General features: G+C 54.3%; 17 protein-coding genes and 2 pseudogenes. 12 read left to right on the plus strand and 7 right to left on the minus strand.

Annotation, left to right across the window (positions count from 1 at the left end):
- Positions 1-288 precede the first annotated feature (288 nt).
- From I656_RS09640 to I656_RS09625, 4 genes are all read left to right on the plus strand, one after another.
- Positions 289-1335 carry an NAD(P)-dependent alcohol dehydrogenase gene (locus I656_RS09640; protein WP_020754677.1) on the plus strand — a complete coding sequence of 349 codons (1047 nt, stop codon included), beginning with the start codon at positions 289-291 and terminating at the stop codon, positions 1333-1335.
- 245 nt (positions 1336-1580) lie between these two features.
- Complete coding sequence (locus I656_RS09635) at positions 1581-2060, plus strand: DUF2975 domain-containing protein (RefSeq protein WP_020754679.1); 480 nt, start codon at positions 1581-1583, stop codon at positions 2058-2060.
- A gap of 10 nt (positions 2061-2070) precedes the next feature.
- Positions 2071-2295, plus strand: a complete 225-nt coding sequence (locus I656_RS09630) for a helix-turn-helix transcriptional regulator (protein WP_013144000.1) — start codon at positions 2071-2073, stop codon at positions 2293-2295.
- 16 nt (positions 2296-2311) lie between these two features.
- Positions 2312-3214, plus strand: coding sequence for a DUF817 domain-containing protein (locus I656_RS09625; protein ID WP_020754681.1), 903 nt, complete (start codon positions 2312-2314; stop codon positions 3212-3214).
- Between the two features lie 64 nt (positions 3215-3278).
- On the opposite strand, the gene I656_RS09620 is transcribed toward I656_RS09625, so the two are convergent.
- The 3 genes from I656_RS09620 to I656_RS09610 are packed head-to-tail and all read right to left on the minus strand — an operon-like array spanning position 3279 to position 5998.
- Positions 3279-3764 (minus strand): DinB family protein, encoded by a 486-nt coding sequence (locus tag I656_RS09620; RefSeq protein ID WP_033005311.1) that lies wholly within the window; start codon positions 3762-3764, stop codon positions 3279-3281.
- A gap of 40 nt (positions 3765-3804) precedes the next feature.
- The gene (locus I656_RS09615) at positions 3805-4575 is read right to left on the minus strand and encodes a TatD family hydrolase (protein ID WP_033005313.1); all 771 of its coding nucleotides are present in this window, start codon (positions 4573-4575) and stop codon (positions 3805-3807) included.
- 49 nt (positions 4576-4624) lie between these two features.
- On the minus strand, positions 4625-5998 hold the full coding sequence (locus tag I656_RS09610; RefSeq protein ID WP_033005340.1) for a sigma-54-dependent Fis family transcriptional regulator: 1374 nt from the start codon (positions 5996-5998) through the stop codon (positions 4625-4627).
- Between the two features lie 234 nt (positions 5999-6232).
- On the opposite strand from I656_RS09610, the pseudogene I656_RS0115285 reads away from it, so the two are divergent.
- From I656_RS0115285 to I656_RS09595, 5 genes and pseudogenes are all read left to right on the plus strand, one after another.
- A pseudogene (locus I656_RS0115285) lies at positions 6233-7646 on the plus strand (amino acid permease).
- 96 nt (positions 7647-7742) lie between these two features.
- Positions 7743-9290 (plus strand): L-glutamate gamma-semialdehyde dehydrogenase, encoded by a 1548-nt coding sequence (pruA, locus tag I656_RS09605; RefSeq protein WP_020754687.1) that lies wholly within the window; start codon positions 7743-7745, stop codon positions 9288-9290.
- 70 nt (positions 9291-9360) lie between these two features.
- Positions 9361-10560 carry an ornithine--oxo-acid transaminase gene (locus tag I656_RS09600; RefSeq protein WP_033005314.1) on the plus strand — a complete coding sequence of 400 codons (1200 nt, stop codon included), beginning with the start codon at positions 9361-9363 and terminating at the stop codon, positions 10558-10560.
- Between the two features lie 26 nt (positions 10561-10586).
- Positions 10587-11824, plus strand: a pseudogene (locus I656_RS0115290) (Glu/Leu/Phe/Val dehydrogenase).
- Between the two features lie 237 nt (positions 11825-12061).
- Positions 12062-12670 (plus strand): DedA family protein, encoded by a 609-nt coding sequence (locus I656_RS09595; RefSeq protein ID WP_020754691.1) that lies wholly within the window; start codon positions 12062-12064, stop codon positions 12668-12670.
- A gap of 69 nt (positions 12671-12739) precedes the next feature.
- Here the strand turns inward: I656_RS09595 and I656_RS09590 are convergent, their stop codons facing one another.
- From I656_RS09590 to I656_RS09575, 4 genes are all read right to left on the minus strand, one after another.
- Complete coding sequence (locus I656_RS09590) at positions 12740-13729, minus strand: iron ABC transporter permease (RefSeq protein WP_033005315.1); 990 nt, start codon at positions 13727-13729, stop codon at positions 12740-12742.
- Positions 13726-14733 (minus strand): iron ABC transporter permease, encoded by a 1008-nt coding sequence (locus tag I656_RS09585; protein WP_020754693.1) that lies wholly within the window; start codon positions 14731-14733, stop codon positions 13726-13728. The genes I656_RS09590 and I656_RS09585 overlap by 4 nt, the downstream gene beginning before the upstream one ends.
- A gap of 70 nt (positions 14734-14803) precedes the next feature.
- Positions 14804-15733 (minus strand): iron-hydroxamate ABC transporter substrate-binding protein, encoded by a 930-nt coding sequence (locus tag I656_RS09580; protein WP_020754694.1) that lies wholly within the window; start codon positions 15731-15733, stop codon positions 14804-14806.
- Positions 15734-15739: 6 nt separating this feature from the next.
- Positions 15740-16531 carry an ABC transporter ATP-binding protein gene (locus tag I656_RS09575; protein ID WP_033005316.1) on the minus strand — a complete coding sequence of 264 codons (792 nt, stop codon included), beginning with the start codon at positions 16529-16531 and terminating at the stop codon, positions 15740-15742.
- A 27-nt stretch (positions 16532-16558) separates the two neighbouring features.
- On the opposite strand from I656_RS09575, the gene I656_RS0115295 reads away from it, so the two are divergent.
- From I656_RS0115295 to I656_RS09565, 3 genes are all read left to right on the plus strand, one after another.
- On the plus strand, positions 16559-16972 hold the full coding sequence (locus tag I656_RS0115295; protein WP_235048610.1) for a hypothetical protein: 414 nt from the start codon (positions 16559-16561) through the stop codon (positions 16970-16972).
- A 75-nt stretch (positions 16973-17047) separates the two neighbouring features.
- Positions 17048-19111 (plus strand): sigma-54-dependent Fis family transcriptional regulator, encoded by a 2064-nt coding sequence (locus I656_RS09570; RefSeq protein WP_033005319.1) that lies wholly within the window; start codon positions 17048-17050, stop codon positions 19109-19111.
- Complete coding sequence (locus tag I656_RS09565) at positions 19083-20243, plus strand: acyl-CoA dehydrogenase family protein (RefSeq protein WP_033005322.1); 1161 nt, start codon at positions 19083-19085, stop codon at positions 20241-20243. Before I656_RS09570 ends, I656_RS09565 begins: the two co-directional genes overlap by 29 nt.
- Positions 20244-20414 lie beyond the last annotated feature (171 nt).

The raw sequence follows: 20414 nt of genomic DNA on the forward strand, positions 1-20414 counted from the left end.
GGTGGTGGGAGTATGTCACTATGGTTCATCGACTTCTGTTACATGATTATAAAATGGAATGGCGAATCTTCAATAGTGAATTGAAGGTGATTTGTTGATTAATGAACGCTTTCATTGAAAATGTCGATGTTCACATTCGTTGCATTCATTGCTCACCCGAGATGATTGACAGTTCCTTCTGATTTGTTGAATTTGCAACAAATCTCTTTGTTTTAACTATTGAAAGCGGATGGATCGTGTTTATAATGATGAACAGATGTTGATTGATATTCAGGAGGAGGTTTTGGAATGATTACTGCCAAAGCACGTGCTGTCTTTAGCCCGGAAGGATCGTTCCAACCAACAGTGATTGAGCGTCGCGATCTTCAGCCCCATGATGTTCTCATTGAGATTCAATACGCAGGCATTTGCCATTCGGACATTCATACAGCCCGCGGCGAGTGGGGGCCGGTGCAATATCCGCTTGTTCCTGGTCATGAAATCGCAGGGGTTGTCGCGCAAGTCGGTTCAGCGGTGACGAAGTTTTCGGTCGGCGACCGCGTCGGCGTCGGGTGCATGGTTGATTCGTGCCGTGAGTGTGAACCGTGCCGCAGGGGAGAGGAGCAGTACTGTGCGGACATGGTCGGCACATATGCGGCTATCGATAAATATGGACAATATACGCAAGGCGGCTACTCCACCCACATCGTCGTTCATGAAGATTTTGTCCTCCGCATTCCCGACAGCATCACCCTGGATGTCGCCGCTCCGCTGTTGTGCGCAGGAATCACGACGTATTCGCCGCTCCGCCATTGGCAGGCCGGCCCTGGGAAAAAGGTGGCGGTGGTCGGGCTTGGCGGACTGGGTCATATGGCGGTGAAATTCGCCCGTGCCATGGGGGCGGAAGTGACGGTGTTATCGCAAACGTTGAAGAAAAAAGAAGACGGGCTGCGCCTTGGGGCCGATCATTACTATGCCACAAGCGATCCCGAGACGTTTATGAAGCTCGCGGGTTATTTTGATTTGATCATCAATACGGTCAGTGCGCCGATTCAGTTGGACGATTACCTTTCGCTGCTGGCGCTCGATGGAACGCTGGTCAACGTTGGTGCACCTGCTGAGTCACTGTCTTTGAACGTTTTCTCGCTCATCCCGCAGCGCCGGTCGTTCGCTGGGTCGATGATCGGAGGCATTCGCGAAACGCAGGAGATGCTGGAGTTTTGCGCGGAACACGGCATCGCTCCGGAGATTGAGGTCATTTCCGCCGACGAGATCGATCAAGCATGGGAGCGCGTTCTGGCCTCGGATGTCCGGTATCGGTTTGTCATTGATATTCACACGATGAAAAACGAGTAAATCGCGGGGAGTGCGGTTGTTTCGGTAAACACGTTTGGATAGACCAAAATATAGGAAAAGGCGGCGTGGAAGTGAATACGGTGTGCCTGTTGTCTCAATAGGTATGGTCGGGCGTTCCCATGTGGGGACGCCTTTTCTTTTTGTTGTTTTGCAGAAAAAATTTAATTTAAATCAACAATTATTTATTGATAAACGATAAGACATTCATTACAATAAAGTCGAAAACGAGTCAGTGAGGTGTTTCGATGAAACGGGAAACGTTGTTTTTGAAGGCGTCTTTAGTGTTGATCGGCCTTCCGGTTTTGGCATTGTGCGTATTTTTGGTGCCTGCGCTTGCGAAGGTGGCTGCCAAGCTCGTGCCGACATTCCCTTCGATCAAGTATTTTGTTTATGTTGTGTTTGAGGCGTCCGCGCTGCCGTTCTACTTCGCTTTGTATCAGGCGTTCCGGTTGTTAGTGTATATTGACCGAAACGACGCGTTTTCCGAGGCGTCGGTGAAAGCGTTAAAGACGATCAAACATTGCGCCGTCGCCATCAGCGGGCTGCATTTGCTTGTCTTGCCGCTGTTTTACTTGTTCGCCGAGAAAGACGACGCTCCGGGTGTCATTTTCGTCGGTCTGATTGTGCCGTTTGCGTCGCTTGTCATCGCTGTGTTCGCCGCGGTTTTGCAAAAGCTGCTGCAGCAGGCGATTGAAATCAAACAAGAAAATGAGTTGACCATTTGAGGTGGATGACATGCCGATTATCGTGAATCTTGATGTCATGTTGGCGAAGCGGAAGATGAGCGTCACCGAGCTGTCGGAGAGAGTCGGGATCACGATGGCGAATTTGTCGATCTTGAAAAACGGGAAGGCGAAGGCGATCCGTTTCTCGACGCTCGAAGCCATTTGCAAGGCGCTCGATTGCCAGCCCGGGGACATTTTGGAGTATCGAAGTGATGAAGGGGAGTCAAATCCGTGAGTAGGGAGGAGACGGCTTGAAAGGGGAAAAACACGAGGCAGCGGTGAACGAATACCCACTGCTTTGCCTCATGATCGTCCGGGGGCGCCAGTTTGGCAGAACATCGCGGCTCATCAAAGCGTTTGTGCAGCTTGTTCGCTTCGGTTGGGCGCAGGCGCAATCTTGCGTGTTTCCAGTGGTCATTTTTGCCTCATTGGCGCTGACGAAGATCGCGCCGCTTCCGCTATTGCCGCGGTATGATTGGCTGCTTGTTATTTGCCTGCTCATGCAATGGTGGATGGTGCGGTCAGGGATGGAAACGCGGGATGAACTCAAAGTGATCACCTTGTTCCACGTCATTGGACTTGCGCTCGAGCTGTTTAAAGTGCGCATGGGTTCGTGGTCGTATCCGGAAGAGGGGTATACGAAAATCTTTGGCGTGCCCTTGTACAGCGGTTTTATGTATGCGAGCGTCGCCAGCTATCTTTGCCAGGCGTGGCGAAGGCTGAAGGTGGAGTTGGTGCAATGGCCGCCGTTTTGGATGGTCGTTCCTCTCGCTTCGGCGATTTACTTGAATTTTTTCACCCACCATTATTGGGTGGACGTTCGTTGGTGGCTCTCAAGCCTCGTCATGCTTGTCTTTTGGCGGTCATGGGTGACGTATGAGGTCGGGGGAGTCCGCTACCGGATGCCGCTTGTTTTGTCGTTTTTGCTGATCGGGTTTTTCATCTGGATCGCGGAAAACATCGCCACCTTTTTTGGCGCTTGGCAATATCCAAACCAGGCGAAGGCGTGGAGCCTTGTTCATCTTGGGAAGGTGAGTTCGTGGTGTTTGCTCGTTATTGTCAGTTTTCTCATCGTGGCGACGTTAAAGCAAGTGAAAACAATGGCTGTGACAGGGGCAGTGGAGCGTTCACATGAAGATGGAAAATCGTTGTAAGCCGAGCAGGGCGGGGATTTGGCTGGTCGTTGCTCGGCTTTTTCCTTGATGAGCCGCCCGCTCCTCACGGAAGCTGTGCCTTGATTTCTTCAATTTGCGCGAGGTGGCGCTGTTCATGGTAGCCGACAAATTCCACCCATTGCTTCAAATTCAGTGGCCCAAAAATGGGATGCGGGAACGATTTGGCTTCCAAGTCAGCCGGATTGGCTTGCTCCGTGATTTGGCGCAACCGCTGCCGCGATTGATGCAATTTTTCTTCCAGTTCGTGTCGAGTGAAAAAGCGGTTGTCCGGGCGGGCGAAATCAGGCGCCTCCACTTTTTTGGAACGGTCAACGGTCAAGTGGATCGGTTTTTCCTCAACCGGCTGGCTCTCGCCATGCTTTACTGTATGGGCGATCATGGCTGCGATCGATGTTTCGATTAAGTACAGGTGTTCGAGCACTTGGGCAATCGTCCAACTTCCGTCCGCCGCCCGGGTGTTCAGCTGTTCGTCCGACAGCCCGGAAACGCTTTTGATCAGCTGTTGGCGCACTCGCTCATGATGATCCATCATTTCCCCTCATTTCGGTATGGATTTGGAATTGGTTTCATCATACTACACGGTCGGCCGCACCGTAAAGCTGTTTCGTGTTCGCAGTGATGACGGCTTTGACTTGTTCGATATCTCGGCCATAGTGTGCCGCCACGGCTCGCGCGGAGTCCAATAGCCATAACGGGGTCGTCAGTTTTCCGGCAAACGGGCCTGCAAACGGCCATGGGCCATCCGTTTCAAGGAGCAGCTGCTCGATGGGAACGAGGGATAACAGCTGCTTGTCGCGCTCGCGGTAGCACACTTCCGGCGTGACGGAGATGTAGTAGCCGTACTCGATGATTTGTTTGACCACGGCAGGCTCGGCCTTCAGCCAGTGGAAATGGGCTTGTCGGACGCCAGCTTGCTGCAAGATGGCCAAGGCGGTTTGGGCGCGGTCGTAGACGGCGTGAAGAACGAGCGGCAAGGAGGCATCCGCGGCGATGGCCGCGATTTCGGTTAATCGTTCTTGATACGCGGGCAGCTTGGCGCATGCTTCCGCTGAATAGTATGGCAGCCCGACTTCGCCGATGGCGGCGAGCAGCGGCCGCTCTTGTTTGACAAGCTCTGTCCATTCGTTCCAATCGGCTGCGCTTGGCAGCGGTTGCTCGGGATGAAAACCGATGGCGGCGTAGACGAAGGAAGGGAATCGCTGTTTCAACTCGAGCGTTCGGTGGCTTGAGCGCAAATCGGTGGAGACGGCGACGACGCCGATGATGCCCGCTTCTTGCCAACGGTTGATTTGTTCCTCGATGTCCGTGTACTGATCGAGATGAAGATGAGCGTCGATCATCCACAGCGACCTCCCCTGTCCTTTTGGCCGTACGATCGCCAACTGCAGCTTATCCCCATTCCTTATCAATCTGGTACTTGCGGATGCGGTATTGCAAGTTTTGTCGGCTTAAGCCGAGCGCTTTGGCCGTTTTTGTGATGTTGAAGCCGTGATGCTGCAGCGCCTTGCGGATGTAGTAAATTTCGACTTCTTCCATGTATTTGTCAAGCGGCAACATATCTTCCGTATCGAACAAAAAGTCCGTTTTCGTTTCGTCGGGCGCCAGCTTGGCTCGAAAAGGGGCAGGCAGATGGGCGAGGGTGATGGTTTGTTCTTGTTCCATCGTCGCCATCGTTTCCAACATGACGGCCTCCAGTTCGCGCACGTTGCCGGGCCAGCTGTAAGCAAGAAACGCCTCTTGCACGTCATCGCCGAGTCCTTCGACATGTAGGCCATAGCGCTCGTTGCCTTGACGGATGAAATGGATAGCGAGCGGCAAAATGTCCTCTTTCCGTTCGCGCAACGGCGGCAGGACGATGCAGTGGACGGCAATTTGGTAGTAAAGCGATTTGAGCAATTCCCCTGCTTGGACGGCATCGATCGGGTCTCCGCTTGTCGAGGCGATAAGGCGAACGTCCGCACGAACCGGTTTTTGGCCATGGGCGCGGACAAACTGTTTTTCTTGCAGGAAACGGGCAAGTTTTTGTTGAAGCGGCAGGCTTAACGAGTCGATATCGTCAAGCAGCACAGTGCCGCCGTCCGCTTGTTCAAACAAACCGGGCTGGATCTCGCCGCCTTCTTCGCTGCCAAACAGCATCGTTTCCATCCAATCATCCGGAAGCGACAGGCACGTTTGCGCAAAAAACGGCTTGGCCCGCCGTTCGCTTTCATGGTGAATGCAGGAAGCGAGCAAGTCTTTTCCTGTCCCTTTCTCCCCAATGAGCAGCACAGGCGCTTCCGAGCGGGCGGCATGACGCGCAAGGCGGATGGCCTTTTGCATCGCTTCGCTTTGGCTGATGATATCGGCAAACGTGCGGCTGGCTTCCTTGCGTTGGTGGTGTTCTTGGATCAGTTTGCGGAACTTCGTGATGTCTTTGGCGATTTCCACGGCGCCGATGATGCGCCCGTCTTTTTGCAGCGGGTGTGTTTGATTGACCGTTGTCACGGCTTGTCCTTTATTATTGAAATACGTTTGCTGCTTGTTCAGAATGCTTTCACCGGTGCGCAGCGCTTCAAGCAATGTGCTCGGCTGCTCCGGGTTGAAGCGGAAGACGTCCAAAATGTTTTTATCGAGCACGTCCTCGATGTTCATACCCTCGATGTCCCGCATTTTCCGGTTGTAAATGACGGTTTTCCCATGTTGATCGACGGCATGGACGCCAAGGTCGATCAGTTCGAGAATTTGCTCATACATCGATAAAAGCGTTTCCATATCCCGGTTCACGATCAGCACCTCTCTTTTTTGTATTATAGCATAAGGTGGATGGGAGACGGGAAGGGAAAGAAAGATGTGAAAAAAATTTTTGCTAAATATATTGAAAATAGAAAAAAACAACTTCATAATAAAGTTGTGATACACGAAAAATTGAAAAATAATTTTGCATAAAAGGGGGTTCTGTTTGTTTGATAAAAATGTAAGCGGTTGCGAAATCGATCATAGAGAGGGGAGAGTTTTCGGATGCAACCCGTGCAAGAACTGAAACGAGAGCTAAAAAGCAGGCATTTATTTATGATCGCGCTAGGTGGAGTGATCGGCACCGGTTTGTTTTTAGGATCGGGTTATACGATTCATGAGGCGGGGCCAGGCGGGGCCGTCGTTGCGTATCTTTTTGGCGGATTGGTCATGTATTTGACCATGCTTTCGTTGGGAGAATTGGCCGTGAGGATTCCTGATGCCGGGTCGTATCAGACGTATGCGACAAAATTCATCTCGCCGGCGGTAGGGTATTGCATCGGCTGGCTGTCATGGCTGAACTGGTCGGTGACAGTCGGCATCGAGCTTCTCACCGTCAGCATCCTCATGAAGCGGTGGTTTCCCGATGTACCGACGTGGGTGTTTTGTGCGGTCTTCGCTTTGCTCTTGTTTTTGATCAACGCCTTGTCTGTCAAAGGATTTGGCGAGGTGGAGTTTTGGTTTTCGAGCATTAAGGTGTTGACGGTCATCGCCTTTATTGTTCTCGGTCTGGCGGCCATGTTTGGCGTCATTCAGATGAAAAATGGACAGCCCGCTCCGTTTTTCTCGAATTTTACTGATCATGGCGGATTGTTTCCAAACGGGTTTTGGGCCATCTTTACGACGATGATCCTCGTGAACTTTTCGTTCCAAGGGACGGAATTGGTCGGCGTGGCGGCGGGGGAAAGCCGCGAGCCGGAAAAAACGGTGCCGGTTGCGCTGCGCAACACCATATGGCGCATTTTAATTTTCTTCATTTTGGCCATTTTTGTGCTGGCTGGCTTGTTTCCGTGGGAGAAAGCCGGCGTTGTGGAAAGCCCGTTTGTTGAGGTGTTTGACAACATTTGGCATTCCGTATGCAGCCGATATCATGAATTTTGTCATCATTACGGCGGTGCTGTCGGTGGCCAACTCGGGGTTATACGCGACGTCGCGCGTCCTCTGGTCGATGTCGCGCCAAGGCATGGTCAGTCCGTTTTTCAGCAAGCTATCGAAACGCGGCGTGCCGATCAACGCGCTTATTGCCAGCATTGCCATCGGCTGCTTGTCGCTTTTGTGCAGCATTTACGCCGAAGATACAGTGTATGTTTGGCTGACGGCGATCGCCGGTTTTGGCGCCGTCACGGTGTGGGCTTCCATCGCGCTGTCCAGCTATTTCGGACGAAAAGCGTTTTTGCGTGAAGGCGGCGATGTGCGCGATCTGAAATACCGGACGCCGTTGTATCCGTTCGTGCCGCTCGCGGCGTTTGCGTTGAATATGGCGACGATCATCGGGCTGGCGTTTATTCCAGATCAACGGATCGCTCTTTACTGCGGCATTCCGTTTCTCCTTGCGTGTTATGGGTACTACCACCTTGTGGCGAAAAAACGGGTTCAGCTCCTAGCCGCAGAAAAAGGTGAGCTCAAGGCCGCCAAGTAAAAATCATTGAAAAAAGCCATAATCATTTGCATAATATAACTATGAAACCGTTTTATAACGAAAAATTTTTTTGCCTTTAAAAAGGAGGATGACGAAATGGTGCAGCCGTACAGACACGAACCGCTCACAGATTTTACCGTGGAAGCAAACCGCGAGGCGTTTTTAGCAGCGCTCAAAAAAGTGGAATCGGAGCTTGGGCGCGATTATCCGCTTGTGATCGGCGGCGAGCGGGTGATGACGGAGGACAAAATCATTTCGATCAATCCGGCGAACAAAACGGAAGTCATCGGCCGGGTGGCGAAAGCGAACAAGGAGCTCGCGGAGCGGGCGATGAAAACCGCTGATGAGGCGTTCCGCACTTGGAGCCGGACGAGCCCGGAAGCGCGGGCCGATATTTTGTTCCGGGCGGCGGCGATCGTGCGCCGGCGCAAGCACGAGTTTTCCGCTTGGCTGGTGAAAGAAGCGGGCAAACCGTGGCGTGAAGCGGACGCCGATACCGCGGAAGCGATCGACTTTATGGAATATTACGGACGGCAAATGCTGAAGCTGAAAGACGGCATTCCGGTTGAGAGCCGTCCGGGGGAAACGAACCGGTTTTTCTACATTCCGCTTGGCGTCGGGGTTGTCATTTCGCCGTGGAACTTCCCGTTTGCCATTATGGCCGGAACGACGGTCGCTTCGCTTGTCACGGGCAATACGGTGCTGTTGAAACCGGCGAGCGCGACGCCGGTCGTGGCGTATAAATTTGTGGAAGTGTTGGAAGAAGCGGGGCTTCCGGCTGGTGTGTTGAACTATATTCCGGGCAGCGGAGCCGAAGTCGGGGATTATCTCGTCGACCATCCGCGCACACGATTTATCAGCTTCACCGGATCGCGGGATGTCGGCATCCGCATTTATGAGCGGGCGGCGAAAGTGCACCCAGGGCAAATTTGGCTAAAGCGCGTCATCGCGGAAATGGGCGGCAAAGACGGCATCATTGTCGATAAAGAAGCGGACCTCGAACTGGCGGCGCAATCGATCGTGGCGTCGGCGTTTGGCTACTCTGGGCAAAAATGCTCGGCGTGCTCGCGCGCCATTATCGTCGAAGATGTGTATGACCAAGTGTTGAATCGCGTTGTCGAGCTGACGAAGCAGCTCAACGTCGGCGATCCGGCGGAGCAAGCGACGTTTATGGGGCCTGTCATCGACCAAGGGGCGTACAACAAAATTATGGAGTACATCGAAATCGGCAAGCAGGAAGGCCGTCTCATGACCGGCGGGGAAGGAGACGACTCGAAAGGGTTCTTCATCCAGCCGACCGTGTTTGCGGATGTTGACCCGAACGCGCGCATCATGCAGGAGGAAATTTTCGGACCGGTCGTGGCGTTTGCGAAAGCGCGCGACTTTGACCATGCGCTTGAGATTGCGAACAACACCGAATACGGTCTGACAGGAGCCGTCATCTCGCGCAATCGGGCGAATCTTGAAAAAGCGCGGCACGAGTTCCATGTCGGCAACTTGTACTTCAACCGCGGCTGCACAGGGGCGATCGTCGGGTATCAGCCGTTTGGCGGCTTCAACATGTCAGGTACTGACTCGAAAGCGGGCGGCCCGGACTATTTGATCCTCCATATGCAAGCGAAAACGGTGTCGGAAATGTTTTAAACCAAAAAAGGGCGGCGGCGTCCGCCCTTTTATAGCGAAGAAACGCAGATAAGGAAAGGAGCGGTTGATGATGGCTACGAAGTCCGAACAGCTGATTGAACAGACGGAGCGATACGGGGCGCGAAATTATCATCCATTGCCGATTGTCATTTCGGAAGCGGAAGGGGTATGGGTGAAAGACCCAGAGGGCAACCGCTATATGGACATGTTAAGCGCTTATTCCGCTGTCAACCAAGGCCATCGCCATCCGAAGATTATTGAAGCGTTGAAAAAGCAAGCCGATCGGGTGACGCTCACATCGCGCGCGTTCCATAACGACCAGCTCGGCCCGTGGTACGAAAAAGTGTGCCGGTTGACGAAAAAAGAGATGGTGCTGCCGATGAACACGGGCGCCGAGGCGGTGGAAACGGCGCTCAAGGCGGCGCGCCGCTGGGCGTATGACGTGAAAGGCGTCCCTGACAATCAGGCGGAAATCGTCGTTTGTGAAGGCAATTTCCATGGCCGGACGCTCGCCGCGGTGTCGTTGTCGTCCGAACCGGCCTATAAACGCGGTTTTGGTCCGCTGTTGCCCGGGGTGAAAATCATTCCGTACGGCGATATTGAAGCGCTAAAAGCGGCGCTGACCCCAAATACGGCAGCGTTTCTCCTTGAACCAATCCAAGGGGAAGCCGGCATCCGCATCCCGCCGCAAGGCTTTTTAAAAGCGGCCTATGACGTGTGCAAAGAACACAACGTGTTGTTCATCGCCGATGAAATCCAAACCGGGCTAGGACGGACGGGGAAGTTGTTTGCTTGCGACTGGGAAGATGTTGTGCCTGACATGTATATTTTAGGGAAAGCATTGGGCGGCGGGGTGTTCCCGATTTCGTGCGTCGTCGCCAACCGCGACATTTTGTCGGTGTTTGAACCCGGCTCGCACGGATCGACGTTTGGCGGCAATCCGCTCGCCTGCGCGGTGTCGATCGCGGCGCTTGAGGTGATCGAAGAAGAGCGGCTGGCGGAGCGGTCGCTTGAGCTTGGCGAATACTTCCTTTCGAAACTAAAACAAATCCGAAACGCCGATATGAAAGAAATCCGCGGCCGCGGCTTATTTATCGGCGTCGAGCTGCATGTGCCGGCGCGTCCGTATTGCGAAGCGCTGAAAGAGCAAGGATTGCTTTGCAAGGAAACGCATGAGACGGTCATTCGTTTCGCACCGCCGCTCATCATTACGAAAGAGGAATTGGATTGGGCGTTTGAACGGATTGCCAATGTCTTGTCCCGTCCATAAATCGAGTCAAAGAGGCGAATGAGACGATGGAAGAAAATATGTTTCTCTCCACCCAGCGTGTGATCAAAGCGGCGCTGGCCAAACTCGGCTACGGTGAGGAGATGTATGAGCTGCTCAAAGAACCATTGCGCGTCCTTACCGTACGCATTCCCGTCCGTATGGATGACGGAACGGTGAAAGTGTTTACCGGCTACCGCGCCCAGCATAGCGATGCCGTAGGGCCGACCAAGGGAGGCATTCGTTTTCATCCGGATGTCACCGAGGAAGAAGTGAAGGCGCTGTCGATGTGGATGACGATCAAAGCCGGAATTGTCGGTTTGCCGTATGGCGGCGGCAAAGGTGGCATCGTCTGCGACCCGCGGAACATGTCGATGGGTGAGCTGGAGCGGCTCAGCCGCGGCTATGTGCGGGCGATCAGCCAGATCGTGGGGCCATCCAAAGATATCCCGGCGCCGGACGTGTTTACCAACTCGCAAATCATGGCGTGATGATGGATGAGTATAGCCGCATCCGCGAATTTGACTCGCCTGGCTTTATCACCGGCAAGCCGCTTGTGCTCGGCGGCTCCCAAGGTCGGGAAAAAGCGACGGCGCTCGGTGTCACGATTTGCATCGAAGAAGCAGCGAAAAAAGCGGGAATTGAGTTGCAGGGGGCGCGGGTCATTATTCAAGGATTCGGCAATGCAGGCAGCTTTTTGGCCAAGTTTTTGCATGAAGCTGGAGCTCGCGTCATTGGCATTTCCGATGCGTATGGCGCGTTGTATGACCCGAACGGACTGGATATTCCGTATTTGTTGGATCGCCGCGACAGTTTTGGCACGGTGACAACGCTGTTTGAGAATGTCATCACCAATCAAGAGCTGCTGGAAAAAGAGTGTGATATTTTAGTTCCGGCCGCGGTAGCGAATCAAATTACGCGTGACAATGCCGCGAATATTCGCGCTAAAATTGTGGTCGAGGCGGCCAACGGCCCGACGACGCTGGAAGCGACCAAAATCTTGACGGAGCGGGGCGTGCTATTGGTGCCTGATGTGCTGGCGAGCGCTGGCGGGGTGACGGTTTCCTATTTTGAATGGGTGCAAAACAACCAAGGCTATTATTGGACGGAAGAGGAAGTCGTCGAGAAGTTGAAAGAGAAATTGACGAGCGCGTTTCATCGCGTCTATGAATTGGCGGAATCGCGCCGTGTGGATATGCGCATGGCGGCGTACATGATCGGGCTGCGCCAAACAGCAGAAGCAGCTCGCTATCGTGGTTGGGTATAATCATGGAAGGGTTGTTGCAAGGGGGGCGCGCCGTCCATCCTCATCTGCTTGGGGGTGGGCGGCCTTTCGTTTGCGGGACGCCGATGAAGCCGGTGATATCGAAGGGAGAGCGAAAGCAAGCTGCTTTTCTTTTTTGCAAAGGATCTTTTTTTGTACTACCATATCATATACATACATTAATGAGGAAAGAGACATGCATACATACAATGAGCCGGGCGGAAGGGAGAGAATGGCGCCATGCAGGCGTGGATCACGAATGTAATGGAACAATTCGGCTATATCGGCATTTTTCTGATCATCGCGCTGGAAAACATTTTTCCACCGATTCCGTCGGAAGTCATTTTGCCGTTTGGCGGGTTTATGACGACGTACACGTCTTTGACGGTGCCCGGCGTCATTGCGGCGGCGACCGCCGGTTCGGTTGCCGGGGCATTGGTGCTGTACGGAATTGGCCGGCTGTTGTCGGTTGAACGGCTCGAGCGGATCGTCGACCGTTGGGGGAGATGGCTGCGGGTGAAGCCGGAAGACATCGCCAAGGCGAACCGGACGTTTCACCGTTATGGGGTATGGGCCGTCTTTCTTGGCCGCATGATTCCGTTGGTGCGCAGCTTGATTTCCATCCCGGCGGGCATGGCGAAGATGAATATCGGACTGTTTGTCTGGCTGTCCGTGCTCGGCACATTGATTTGGAATACGGCGCTCGTTTCGATCGGCGCAGCGCTTGGCCAGTCGTGGGGGAAAGTGTCCGAGGTGATTGGAATGTATGCCGAGGTAGTGTATGTCATCATCGGCCTGATCATCACCGTTGCCGCTGTCCGCCTATGGAAAAGACGCCGGATGTCTTGATGCCGGCGCCTTTTTTGCGGCCTTGATTGTGAAAATGACCGCTGCCGCCGTTGATCGGAAGCGGATCGGTCAGCGTTTTAGCAACAAGTAAATGAAATATGGGGCGCCGATCAAGGAGACGATGACGCCGGCCGGAAGCGGCTCGGCGAGAACGTTGCGCCCGATCGTGTCAGCCGCAAGCAGCAACCATCCGCCAATAAGCATGGAGGCCGGAATGACACGCTCATGCCGCGGGCCAACGATCAACTTGGCGATATGCGGCGCCATTAAGCCGATAAAGGAGATGCCCCCGGTTACGGAGACGGCGGTGGAAGCGACGGCGACGGCCGCTGCCATCAGCACGAGCCGCTCGCGGCGGACGTGGACGCCGACGCCAATTGAGACGGCGTCGCCCAAATGTAAAATATTGAGGCTCTTGGCTCGGTACAATGCCGCCAATGCGCCGGCCGCCAGCCACGGCAGCACGGCCCAAATAAATGGCCAATCATCCCCCCAGATGTTGCCGGCGAGCCATTTGGCAATGAAATCGACTTTTGTCCGGTCGGTGGAAGAAATGAGCACGATCATCAGCCCGGAGAGCGCCATCGACACCCCGACGCCTGTGAGCACAAATGACACAGGCTGGAGTCCTGCTGTTCTGTTATAGGAAATGGCATAAATGACGGCGGCCGTCAACAAGCCACTCACGAACGCAACAAGCGGAATGGCGTACACAAAGGTGCCGGCGTCGATCGGGAAAAATAAAAAGAATAAGGCCACGCCCGCTCCAGCCCCAGCGTTGATTCCGAGCACGCCTGGGTCGGCCAAGTCATTGCGGGTAATGCTTTGCAAAATCGCACCCGACAAAGCAAGCGCCATCCCCGCTAGCAAGGTGATCACGATGCGCGGCAAGCGAAGCGAAAACAAGATGAACTCTTCTTGCATCGAACCGTTGCCGATCAGCGTCGGGATGATGCGGCCGTATGAGAGCGGCGCTTCGCCTGTGCCCAACGCCACTGCAACCGTGGCAAGAATGAGCAAAGCGAGCCATCCTAACACCGATGTCATGCGTGTTCTCATTCCCATCCCCTCCCTTTTCTCCGCACGACGAATAGGAAAAAGGGCAGGCCGATGACCGCAATGATGGCGGCTACCGGTGTTTCAAACGGCGCGTAAATCGTGCGCGCGGCCGTGTCAGCCATGACCATGGCGCTAGCGCCAATGGCGGCGGACAGAGGGATGACAAAGCGATAATCGGCCCCGGCGATTGCCCTTACGAGGTGGGGAATCATCAGGCCGATAAAGGTGATGTTGCCGGCAATGGACACCGAGGCCCCCGTCAACAAAAACACGACGAAAAACAACCAAGCCTTGACGACGGACGTTTTCTGCCCAACCCCGACAGCCACATCTTCGCTTAGACTCAAAATGGTCAATTGGCGTGAAAACGCAACGGCGATGCCTAAACCAATAAGAACGAGCGGGATCATCACCGTCAGCTGTTTCCAGGAGACACCAGCGACTCCGCCTGACGTCCACATTGACACGTCTTTGGAAATATGGAAATAAAGCCCAATTCCTTCGGCGATGGCGAACAAAAGCGCCGAGACCGCTGAACCGGCCAAGACGATGCGAAGCGGTGAAAACCCTCCTTTGCGGGCGGCGCCGATGCCAAAGACCATCCCCGCCCCTGCAGCAGAACCGGCCAAGCAAGCGAAGGTGATGGCGATATAGCCGGCTGAAGGGAAAAAGGCAAGGGTGGCGGCCAGCGCCGCGTTCGCTCCCGCCGTGAGGCCAAGAAGCCCCGGATCAGCGAGCGGATTGCGCGTCATTCCTTGCATGATCGCTCCGGCGACGGCGAGGCCAGCGCCGACAGCTGCTGCCGCTGTCTCGCGCGGAATGCGCAATTCTCGGATGAGATCAAACGTCTTGCCCTCCTGATCGGAAAACAGGGCTTGCCATACGTCACGCCAAGTGGTGTCCGCTACGCCGATGGCCATGGAGCTGAACCAAACGGCGGCCAAGATGAGGACGGATAGCGGAAAGGTGTAGCGAAACGGCAAACGGCGCTGCATCTCTTCCATCGTCTCTCTCCTCCTTGTTGTGTATACGAAACAGACGGGACATCCATGGTTGGACGCCCCGTCGTCAAGGTCATTGACCTAAAAAGTGCTTTTTAAAGAAATCGAGCTGGTACTCGAGTGTGATCGGGTCGTTAAAGTAGAATGCTTTTGAATCCGCGACAAACATGCGGCCGTTTTTCACCGCAGGGATGTTTTTGAATGTGTTCGTTTCCATGAAAGAAGTGTCGCTGTCGCCTTCCGTGTACTTGCAGAAGATGAGATAGTCGCCGACAAATTGCGGCAGCGCTTCAAGCGAAACGGCGTAATACCCTGGTTTTAGCGCGTGCTCTTCAACCGCTTTCGGCATTTTCAGTTTCATTTCTTGATATAAAATTTCCGTGCCGCGTCCCCAGTTTTGTCCATACACGTACAGCTGTTTGCCGAAATTCTCGGCAACGGTCACCGTCGCGTTTTCGCCGATTTTCGCCCGAATTTGCTTTCCAGCTTCCTGTGCCCGTTGTTGGAAGTCTTTAATCCATTTTTTTGCTTCGTCTTCTTTATTGACGAGCTTGGCGTATTGCAAGATTAAATCGCGGTAGTTGTATTTTTCATATGTAAAGGTGATCGTCGGCGCGATTTTGTTCAATTTGTCGATATTTTTCGTTGTCGATAATCCGACAATTAAGTCCGGTTTTAATGAAATGATTTTTTCAATATCATCTTCGCTGACCGTTTCGGCATCTTTCAGCTTGTCCTGCAGAACGGGACTTGCTTTGGACCAGGCATCCGCTCCGACCACCGGCACTCCAAACGCCACGATATAAGGAGCTCCCCATAGAGCGACAATTCGTTTCGGATGGGCGGGAATTTCGACTGGGCCGTTTTCCGATTGGAAGGTGACCGTCTCCTTTTCATTTTTGGAAGATGACGCGTTGTCCTCTTTTTTTCCGTTATTGGTGTTGCCGCATGCGCTTAGCACAAGCGCGAACATCAGCAGCAGTGCAAGCCATGTTTTCCTCATGATGAATTAAGCCTCCTTGAGCAATTGATAAGTGAAGCAAATTGGTTTGTTCGTCCGCGGGTCGCGGCCGATGTCGGCGTCGATGCCAAACACGTCACGGAGCACTTCGCGGCAGATAACGTCTTCGCTCCGCCCGGACTTGATGATGGCTCCTGCTTTCATGGCGATGATATAGTCGGCAAAGCGGGCCGCCTGGTTGATGTCATGAAGCACCATGACGATCGTCCGCCCTTCTTCTTGGTTCAGCCGTTCAAGCAGCTCGAGCACCTCAAGCTGATGGGCGATGTCCAAATACGTCGTCGGCTCGTCTAAAAAGATGATGTCGGTCTCTTGGGCGAGCGCCATGGCGATCCAGACGCGCTGCCGCTGTCCGCCCGAGAGCGCATCGACCGGCCGGTGCTTTAAGTCGGCCGTTTTGGTGACGTCAAGCGCCCAGTCAATCGCTTCATAATCCCGCTTTGTCAGCCGTCCGAATCCTTTTTGATACGGAAAGCGGCCGTACGAGACGAGTTCCCCGACGGTCAGTCCGCTTGTCGCTTCCGGCGTCTGCGGCAAAATGGCCATTTTTTTCGCCAGCTCTTTCGTCGGTTGCTGGGAAATCGCTTGGCCGTCTAAAATGACCGCGCCCGATTGCGGGGAAATGATGCGCGTCAACGTCTTGAGCAGCGTTGACTTGCCGCACCCGTTCGGCCCGATGATGGCGGTGATTTGCCGATCGGGAATGCGGACGGACAAACGTTCGAAAATCGTCCGGTCGTCATAGCGGACGGTGAGCTCCTCGGCATACAAGCGAACCATGCGGCCACCTCCTTTTGGACTAAGAAAATGAAAATCACTATCATTAACAATCTTTATTATAACGAAATTCTTAAAAAAGACAATGAATTTTCTCATCGAAAAAACAAGTTTTATGATGGAAAAAAGAAGGAGAACAGGATGGACAAGGTATGCGGCCGCCACAGCCCCGCTGTTAAGAGAACCCCGGACTATATTTCGCAGGCCTATCGCTGCATCCCACGCTGCAACCTGACCGACATACGGCCGGTGCGGCCTCAGAAAGCCCGGCCCTTTGCCCCGCAGTTGTCTAGCGCCATGCTGTTGCGAAAACGCAACGATTCCGGCTGTCTGAATGGCAAAAACACAACACATTCTGCAGGTTTGTTGCGTTTTTGCAACAAGTCGTTGTTGTTTTGCAACGGAAGGTTTGATACGATGGAGAATGGAGATTCATTTTTCTGAATAATTAGACGCTTGATTTGTTGGCACGCAGTTTGCTTTTCCAAACAAAGTGAAGGCGAGACAGGGGGATGGGGGATGACGATAGAAGACATCATGTGGAAAACAACCGCTGCTGTTTGGGAAAGCGATTCCCTTGAGCAGGCGGCCCGCACGTTGGCCAAGCAAGGGATGGCCGGGGCCATCGCATGCGACAGTGAAGGAGAAATGGTCGGGGTGGTGGCGGCCGAGGACGTGCTGTTTGGCCTCGTGCAGGGGCGCAAAACGGTTCGTGAGGTGATGCGGCCGCCGCAGCCACTTCCGGTCCATGCGCGCCTTGAGGAGGTCGCGTTTGGCGGCAGTCTGCTCCGCGCCGTTGTTGATGAGAGCGGCCGCCTGGCCGGTCTATTGACAAAAGAGCAGTATTTGGCGGCGCAGGCAAAGGCGTCCCGTCTTCGCTTAAAACAGCTGGAGGCTATGTTCAACGCCGCCCATAACGGCATTTTGTCGATCGATGCAAAAGGGCGCATTACCTCGATCAATCCGGCCGCGGAACGGATGGCGCGGACGACGAAGGAAGAAGCGCTCGGGCGGTTGTTGACCGATGTCGTCGTGCCGTCCGGCCTGCTCGATGTCGTGCGCACCGGCCAAGGGTGTACGGAAAAGTACCGCGTCGGCAAGCGCGTCTATATTACGAACCGGTCGCCGATCGTCGACGATGGAAAAGTTGTGGGGGCGGTCGGAGTATTTCAAGACATTTCCGAGATTGAATTCATCTCGAGCGAGCTTGAGACGGTGAAGCGCATTGCCAATGAGCTGCAGACGGTGATGGATGCAGCAACCGACGGCATCGCCATCGCGGATCGCAATGGGGCGATCACCCGGCAAAATCAAAAATGGGCCGCGCTGTTCCCGGATGCGGGACAAGGGCGCATCCCCGCTCCGCTCGACCAAGTTGTGCGCCAGGCGCTTGACCGCTGCCAGCCGTGCTCCATGCTCCATCAAGGCGCGGAAACCGGCAATACGCTGATCGTCTCCGCCGTGCCGATCATCGAGGAAGGCGGCCGGGGCGATCGGGTTGTCGTGTACGTCAAAGACATGACCGAGATGGAGCAGCTTCGCGCCGAACTTGAGGAGACAAAACGGCTCCTTCATACGTTAAGCCGGCAGGAAGGCGCTGACCTTATTTACCGGGCGCCGGCGATGGCGCATGTGATCGCCATTGCCCGCCAGGCGGCGGCCGTGGATGTCACCGTGCTTTTAACCGGAGAGTCGGGCGTCGGAAAGGAAGAGTTAGCGAACTTCATCTGGAAGCAGAGCGCGCGCAGCGGCCGTCCGTTTGTGAAGGTAAACTGCGGGGCGATTCCGGAGACGCTGATGGAGTCCGAGCTGTTCGGCTATGAGCCCGGGGCGTTCACCGGTGCGGCGAAAAAAGGAAAAAAGGGTTACTTTGAACAGGCGGATGGCGGGACGATTTTTCTCGATGAAATTAGCGAAATCCCGCTCCACCTGCAAGTAAAACTCCTTCGTGTGCTTCAGTCGATGGAAATTATGCGCTTGGGGGCTGAGGCGCCCAAACGGATCGATGTCCGCATCATCGCCGCAACGAACAAACCGCTTGAAGAGCTGGTCGCCGCCGGGCGGTTCAGAGCTGATTTGTTTTACCGGCTGAACGTCATGCCGATCGCCATTCCGCCGCTGCGCGACCGGAAGGAAGACATCCCGCTGTTGGTCGACCATTATCGAAAGCGGTTTGCTAAAAAGTATCAAAAACAGCTCGTGTTCACCGACAGGGCGCTTGCGATGATGATGGACTACCATTGGCCTGGCAACGTCCGCGAGCTCGTCAACGCCATTGAGCGCATGTTTGTAACGTCTGCCGCGCCCGTCGTCGACGAAGATCACGTGGCCAAATGGCTTCATCTTGAGCCGCCGACGGCTGCCGATCCGGTGTCAGTCAGCGAGGTCGTTCCGCTCAAACAAGCGGTGGCGGACGTCGAGCGCCAGCTCATCATCAAAGCGCTTCATCATGCGCGCACGTATCGGCGGGCGGCGAAGCTGTTGGGTGTCGATGCGTCGACCCTTGTGCGCAAGGCGCAAAAATATGGAATCGAATCACGGGGAGGGGAAGAAGATGGATTTTACGTTGCCAGCCGAGATTGAATTTTTAAAAGAAAACGTCCGCAAATTTGTGAAAGAAGTCGTGGAACCGGTGGCCATGGACATTGAAGAAAACGACCACATTCCAGAAGATATTATTGAAAAATCGAAAGCCATGGGGCTGTTCGGCTTAAGCATCCCAGAAGAATACGGCGGCCTTGGCTTGTCGATGGTCGGCAAATGCGCTATTTACGAGGAACTCGGCAAAACGCATAACGGCTATACGACGCTAATTGGCGCCCATACAGGCATTGGCACGGTCGGCATTGTGGAGCTCGGCACGGAAGAACAAAAGCAGCGCTATTTGCCAAAGATGGCGACGGGCGAATGGATCGGCGCCTTTGCCTTAACCGAGCCGAGCGCCGGCTCGAACGCCGCCGCGATTAAAACGACCGCCGTCCGCAAAGGCGACCGCTACATCATTAACGGCTCGAAGCATTACATTACGAATGCTGTCGACGCCCACGTGTTTACGGTGATGGCGGTCACCGATCCGTCAAAAGGCCCGAAAGGCATTACCTCGTTTATTGTGGAAAAAGATTTCCCCGGCTTTATCGTCGGTAATGTCGAGCGGAAAATGGGACTGCGCGGATCGCATTCAGCCGAGCTGTTTTTTGACAACTTGGAAGTGCCGGTCGAAAACGTGCTCGGAAAAGAAGGCGAGGGATATGTCAACGCTCTCAAAATCCTCGCCAACGGCCGCGCGGGTCTCGCCGCCCGCAACCTCGGTTCGTGCATCCGCCTCTTGGAATACTGCATGGAATACGCCGAACAGCGTGAGCAGTTCGGCAAGCCGATCATCGAGCAGCAAGCGATCCAGCATATGCTGGCGGAAATGAGCATGTTGATCGAAGTGCTGCGCTCAACCGTTTACCGCGTCGCCTGGATGGTCGACCAAAAGATGCGCGTCGTCAAAGAAGCGGCCATCGCCAAACTGTTCGGCTCGGAGGTGTACAACAAAATCGCTGACATGGCCGTGCAAATCCACGGCGGCCTCGGCTACATGAAAGATTACCCGATCGAACGTTACTTCCGCGATGCCCGCATTACGAAAATTTACGAAGGCACCTCGGAAATCCAGCGCAACATCATTGCGAGCGAACTGCGGAAAGAATACGGAAAAGTGCGGGTCTGACCGAAACGCCGTCTGCTGACAGCAGGCGGTGTTTTTTCACCGTGTGCGCCCGGCATGGGTGCAGTCTATAGGGTGAAAGTCCCGAACTGCGAAGGCAGAAGTAGCAGTTAGCTTAACGCAAGGGTGTCTGCGGCGACGCAGAATCTGAAGGAAGCGGGCGGCAAACTTCCG

Origin of the sequence: Geobacillus sp. WSUCF1 (genome assembly GCF_000422025.1) — a bacterium.
In the GTDB taxonomy this organism is placed as follows: domain Bacteria; phylum Bacillota; class Bacilli; order Bacillales; family Anoxybacillaceae; genus Geobacillus; species Geobacillus zalihae.

Bases quoted from the DNA above. Each gene is read 5' to 3' on its own strand.
- I656_RS09640 (WP_020754677.1), top strand. From the start codon at position 289: ATGATTACTGCCAAAGCACGTGCTGTCTTTAGCCCGGAAGGATCGTTC.
- I656_RS09635 (WP_020754679.1), top strand. From the start codon at position 1,581: ATGAAACGGGAAACGTTGTTTTTGAAGGCGTCTTTAGTGTTGATCGGC.
- I656_RS09630 (WP_013144000.1), top strand. From the start codon at position 2,071: ATGCCGATTATCGTGAATCTTGATGTCATGTTGGCGAAGCGGAAGATG.
- I656_RS09620 (WP_033005311.1), bottom strand. From the start codon at position 3,764: ATGGATCATCATGAGCGAGTGCGCCAACAGCTGATCAAAAGCGTTTCC.
- I656_RS09615 (WP_033005313.1), bottom strand. From the start codon at position 4,575: ATGATCGACGCTCATCTTCATCTCGATCAGTACACGGACATCGAGGAA.
- pruA (WP_020754687.1), top strand. From the start codon at position 7,743: ATGGTGCAGCCGTACAGACACGAACCGCTCACAGATTTTACCGTGGAA.
- I656_RS09600 (WP_033005314.1), top strand. From the start codon at position 9,361: ATGGCTACGAAGTCCGAACAGCTGATTGAACAGACGGAGCGATACGGG.
- I656_RS09595 (WP_020754691.1), top strand. From the start codon at position 12,062: ATGCAGGCGTGGATCACGAATGTAATGGAACAATTCGGCTATATCGGC.
- I656_RS09590 (WP_033005315.1), bottom strand. From the start codon at position 13,729: ATGAGAACACGCATGACATCGGTGTTAGGATGGCTCGCTTTGCTCATT.
- I656_RS09585 (WP_020754693.1), bottom strand. From the start codon at position 14,733: ATGGAAGAGATGCAGCGCCGTTTGCCGTTTCGCTACACCTTTCCGCTA.
- I656_RS09580 (WP_020754694.1), bottom strand. From the start codon at position 15,733: ATGAGGAAAACATGGCTTGCACTGCTGCTGATGTTCGCGCTTGTGCTA.
- I656_RS09575 (WP_033005316.1), bottom strand. From the start codon at position 16,531: ATGGTTCGCTTGTATGCCGAGGAGCTCACCGTCCGCTATGACGACCGG.
- I656_RS0115295 (WP_235048610.1), top strand. From the start codon at position 16,559: ATGAAAATCACTATCATTAACAATCTTTATTATAACGAAATTCTTAAA.
- I656_RS09570 (WP_033005319.1), top strand. From the start codon at position 17,048: ATGACGATAGAAGACATCATGTGGAAAACAACCGCTGCTGTTTGGGAA.
- I656_RS09565 (WP_033005322.1), top strand. From the start codon at position 19,083: ATGGATTTTACGTTGCCAGCCGAGATTGAATTTTTAAAAGAAAACGTC.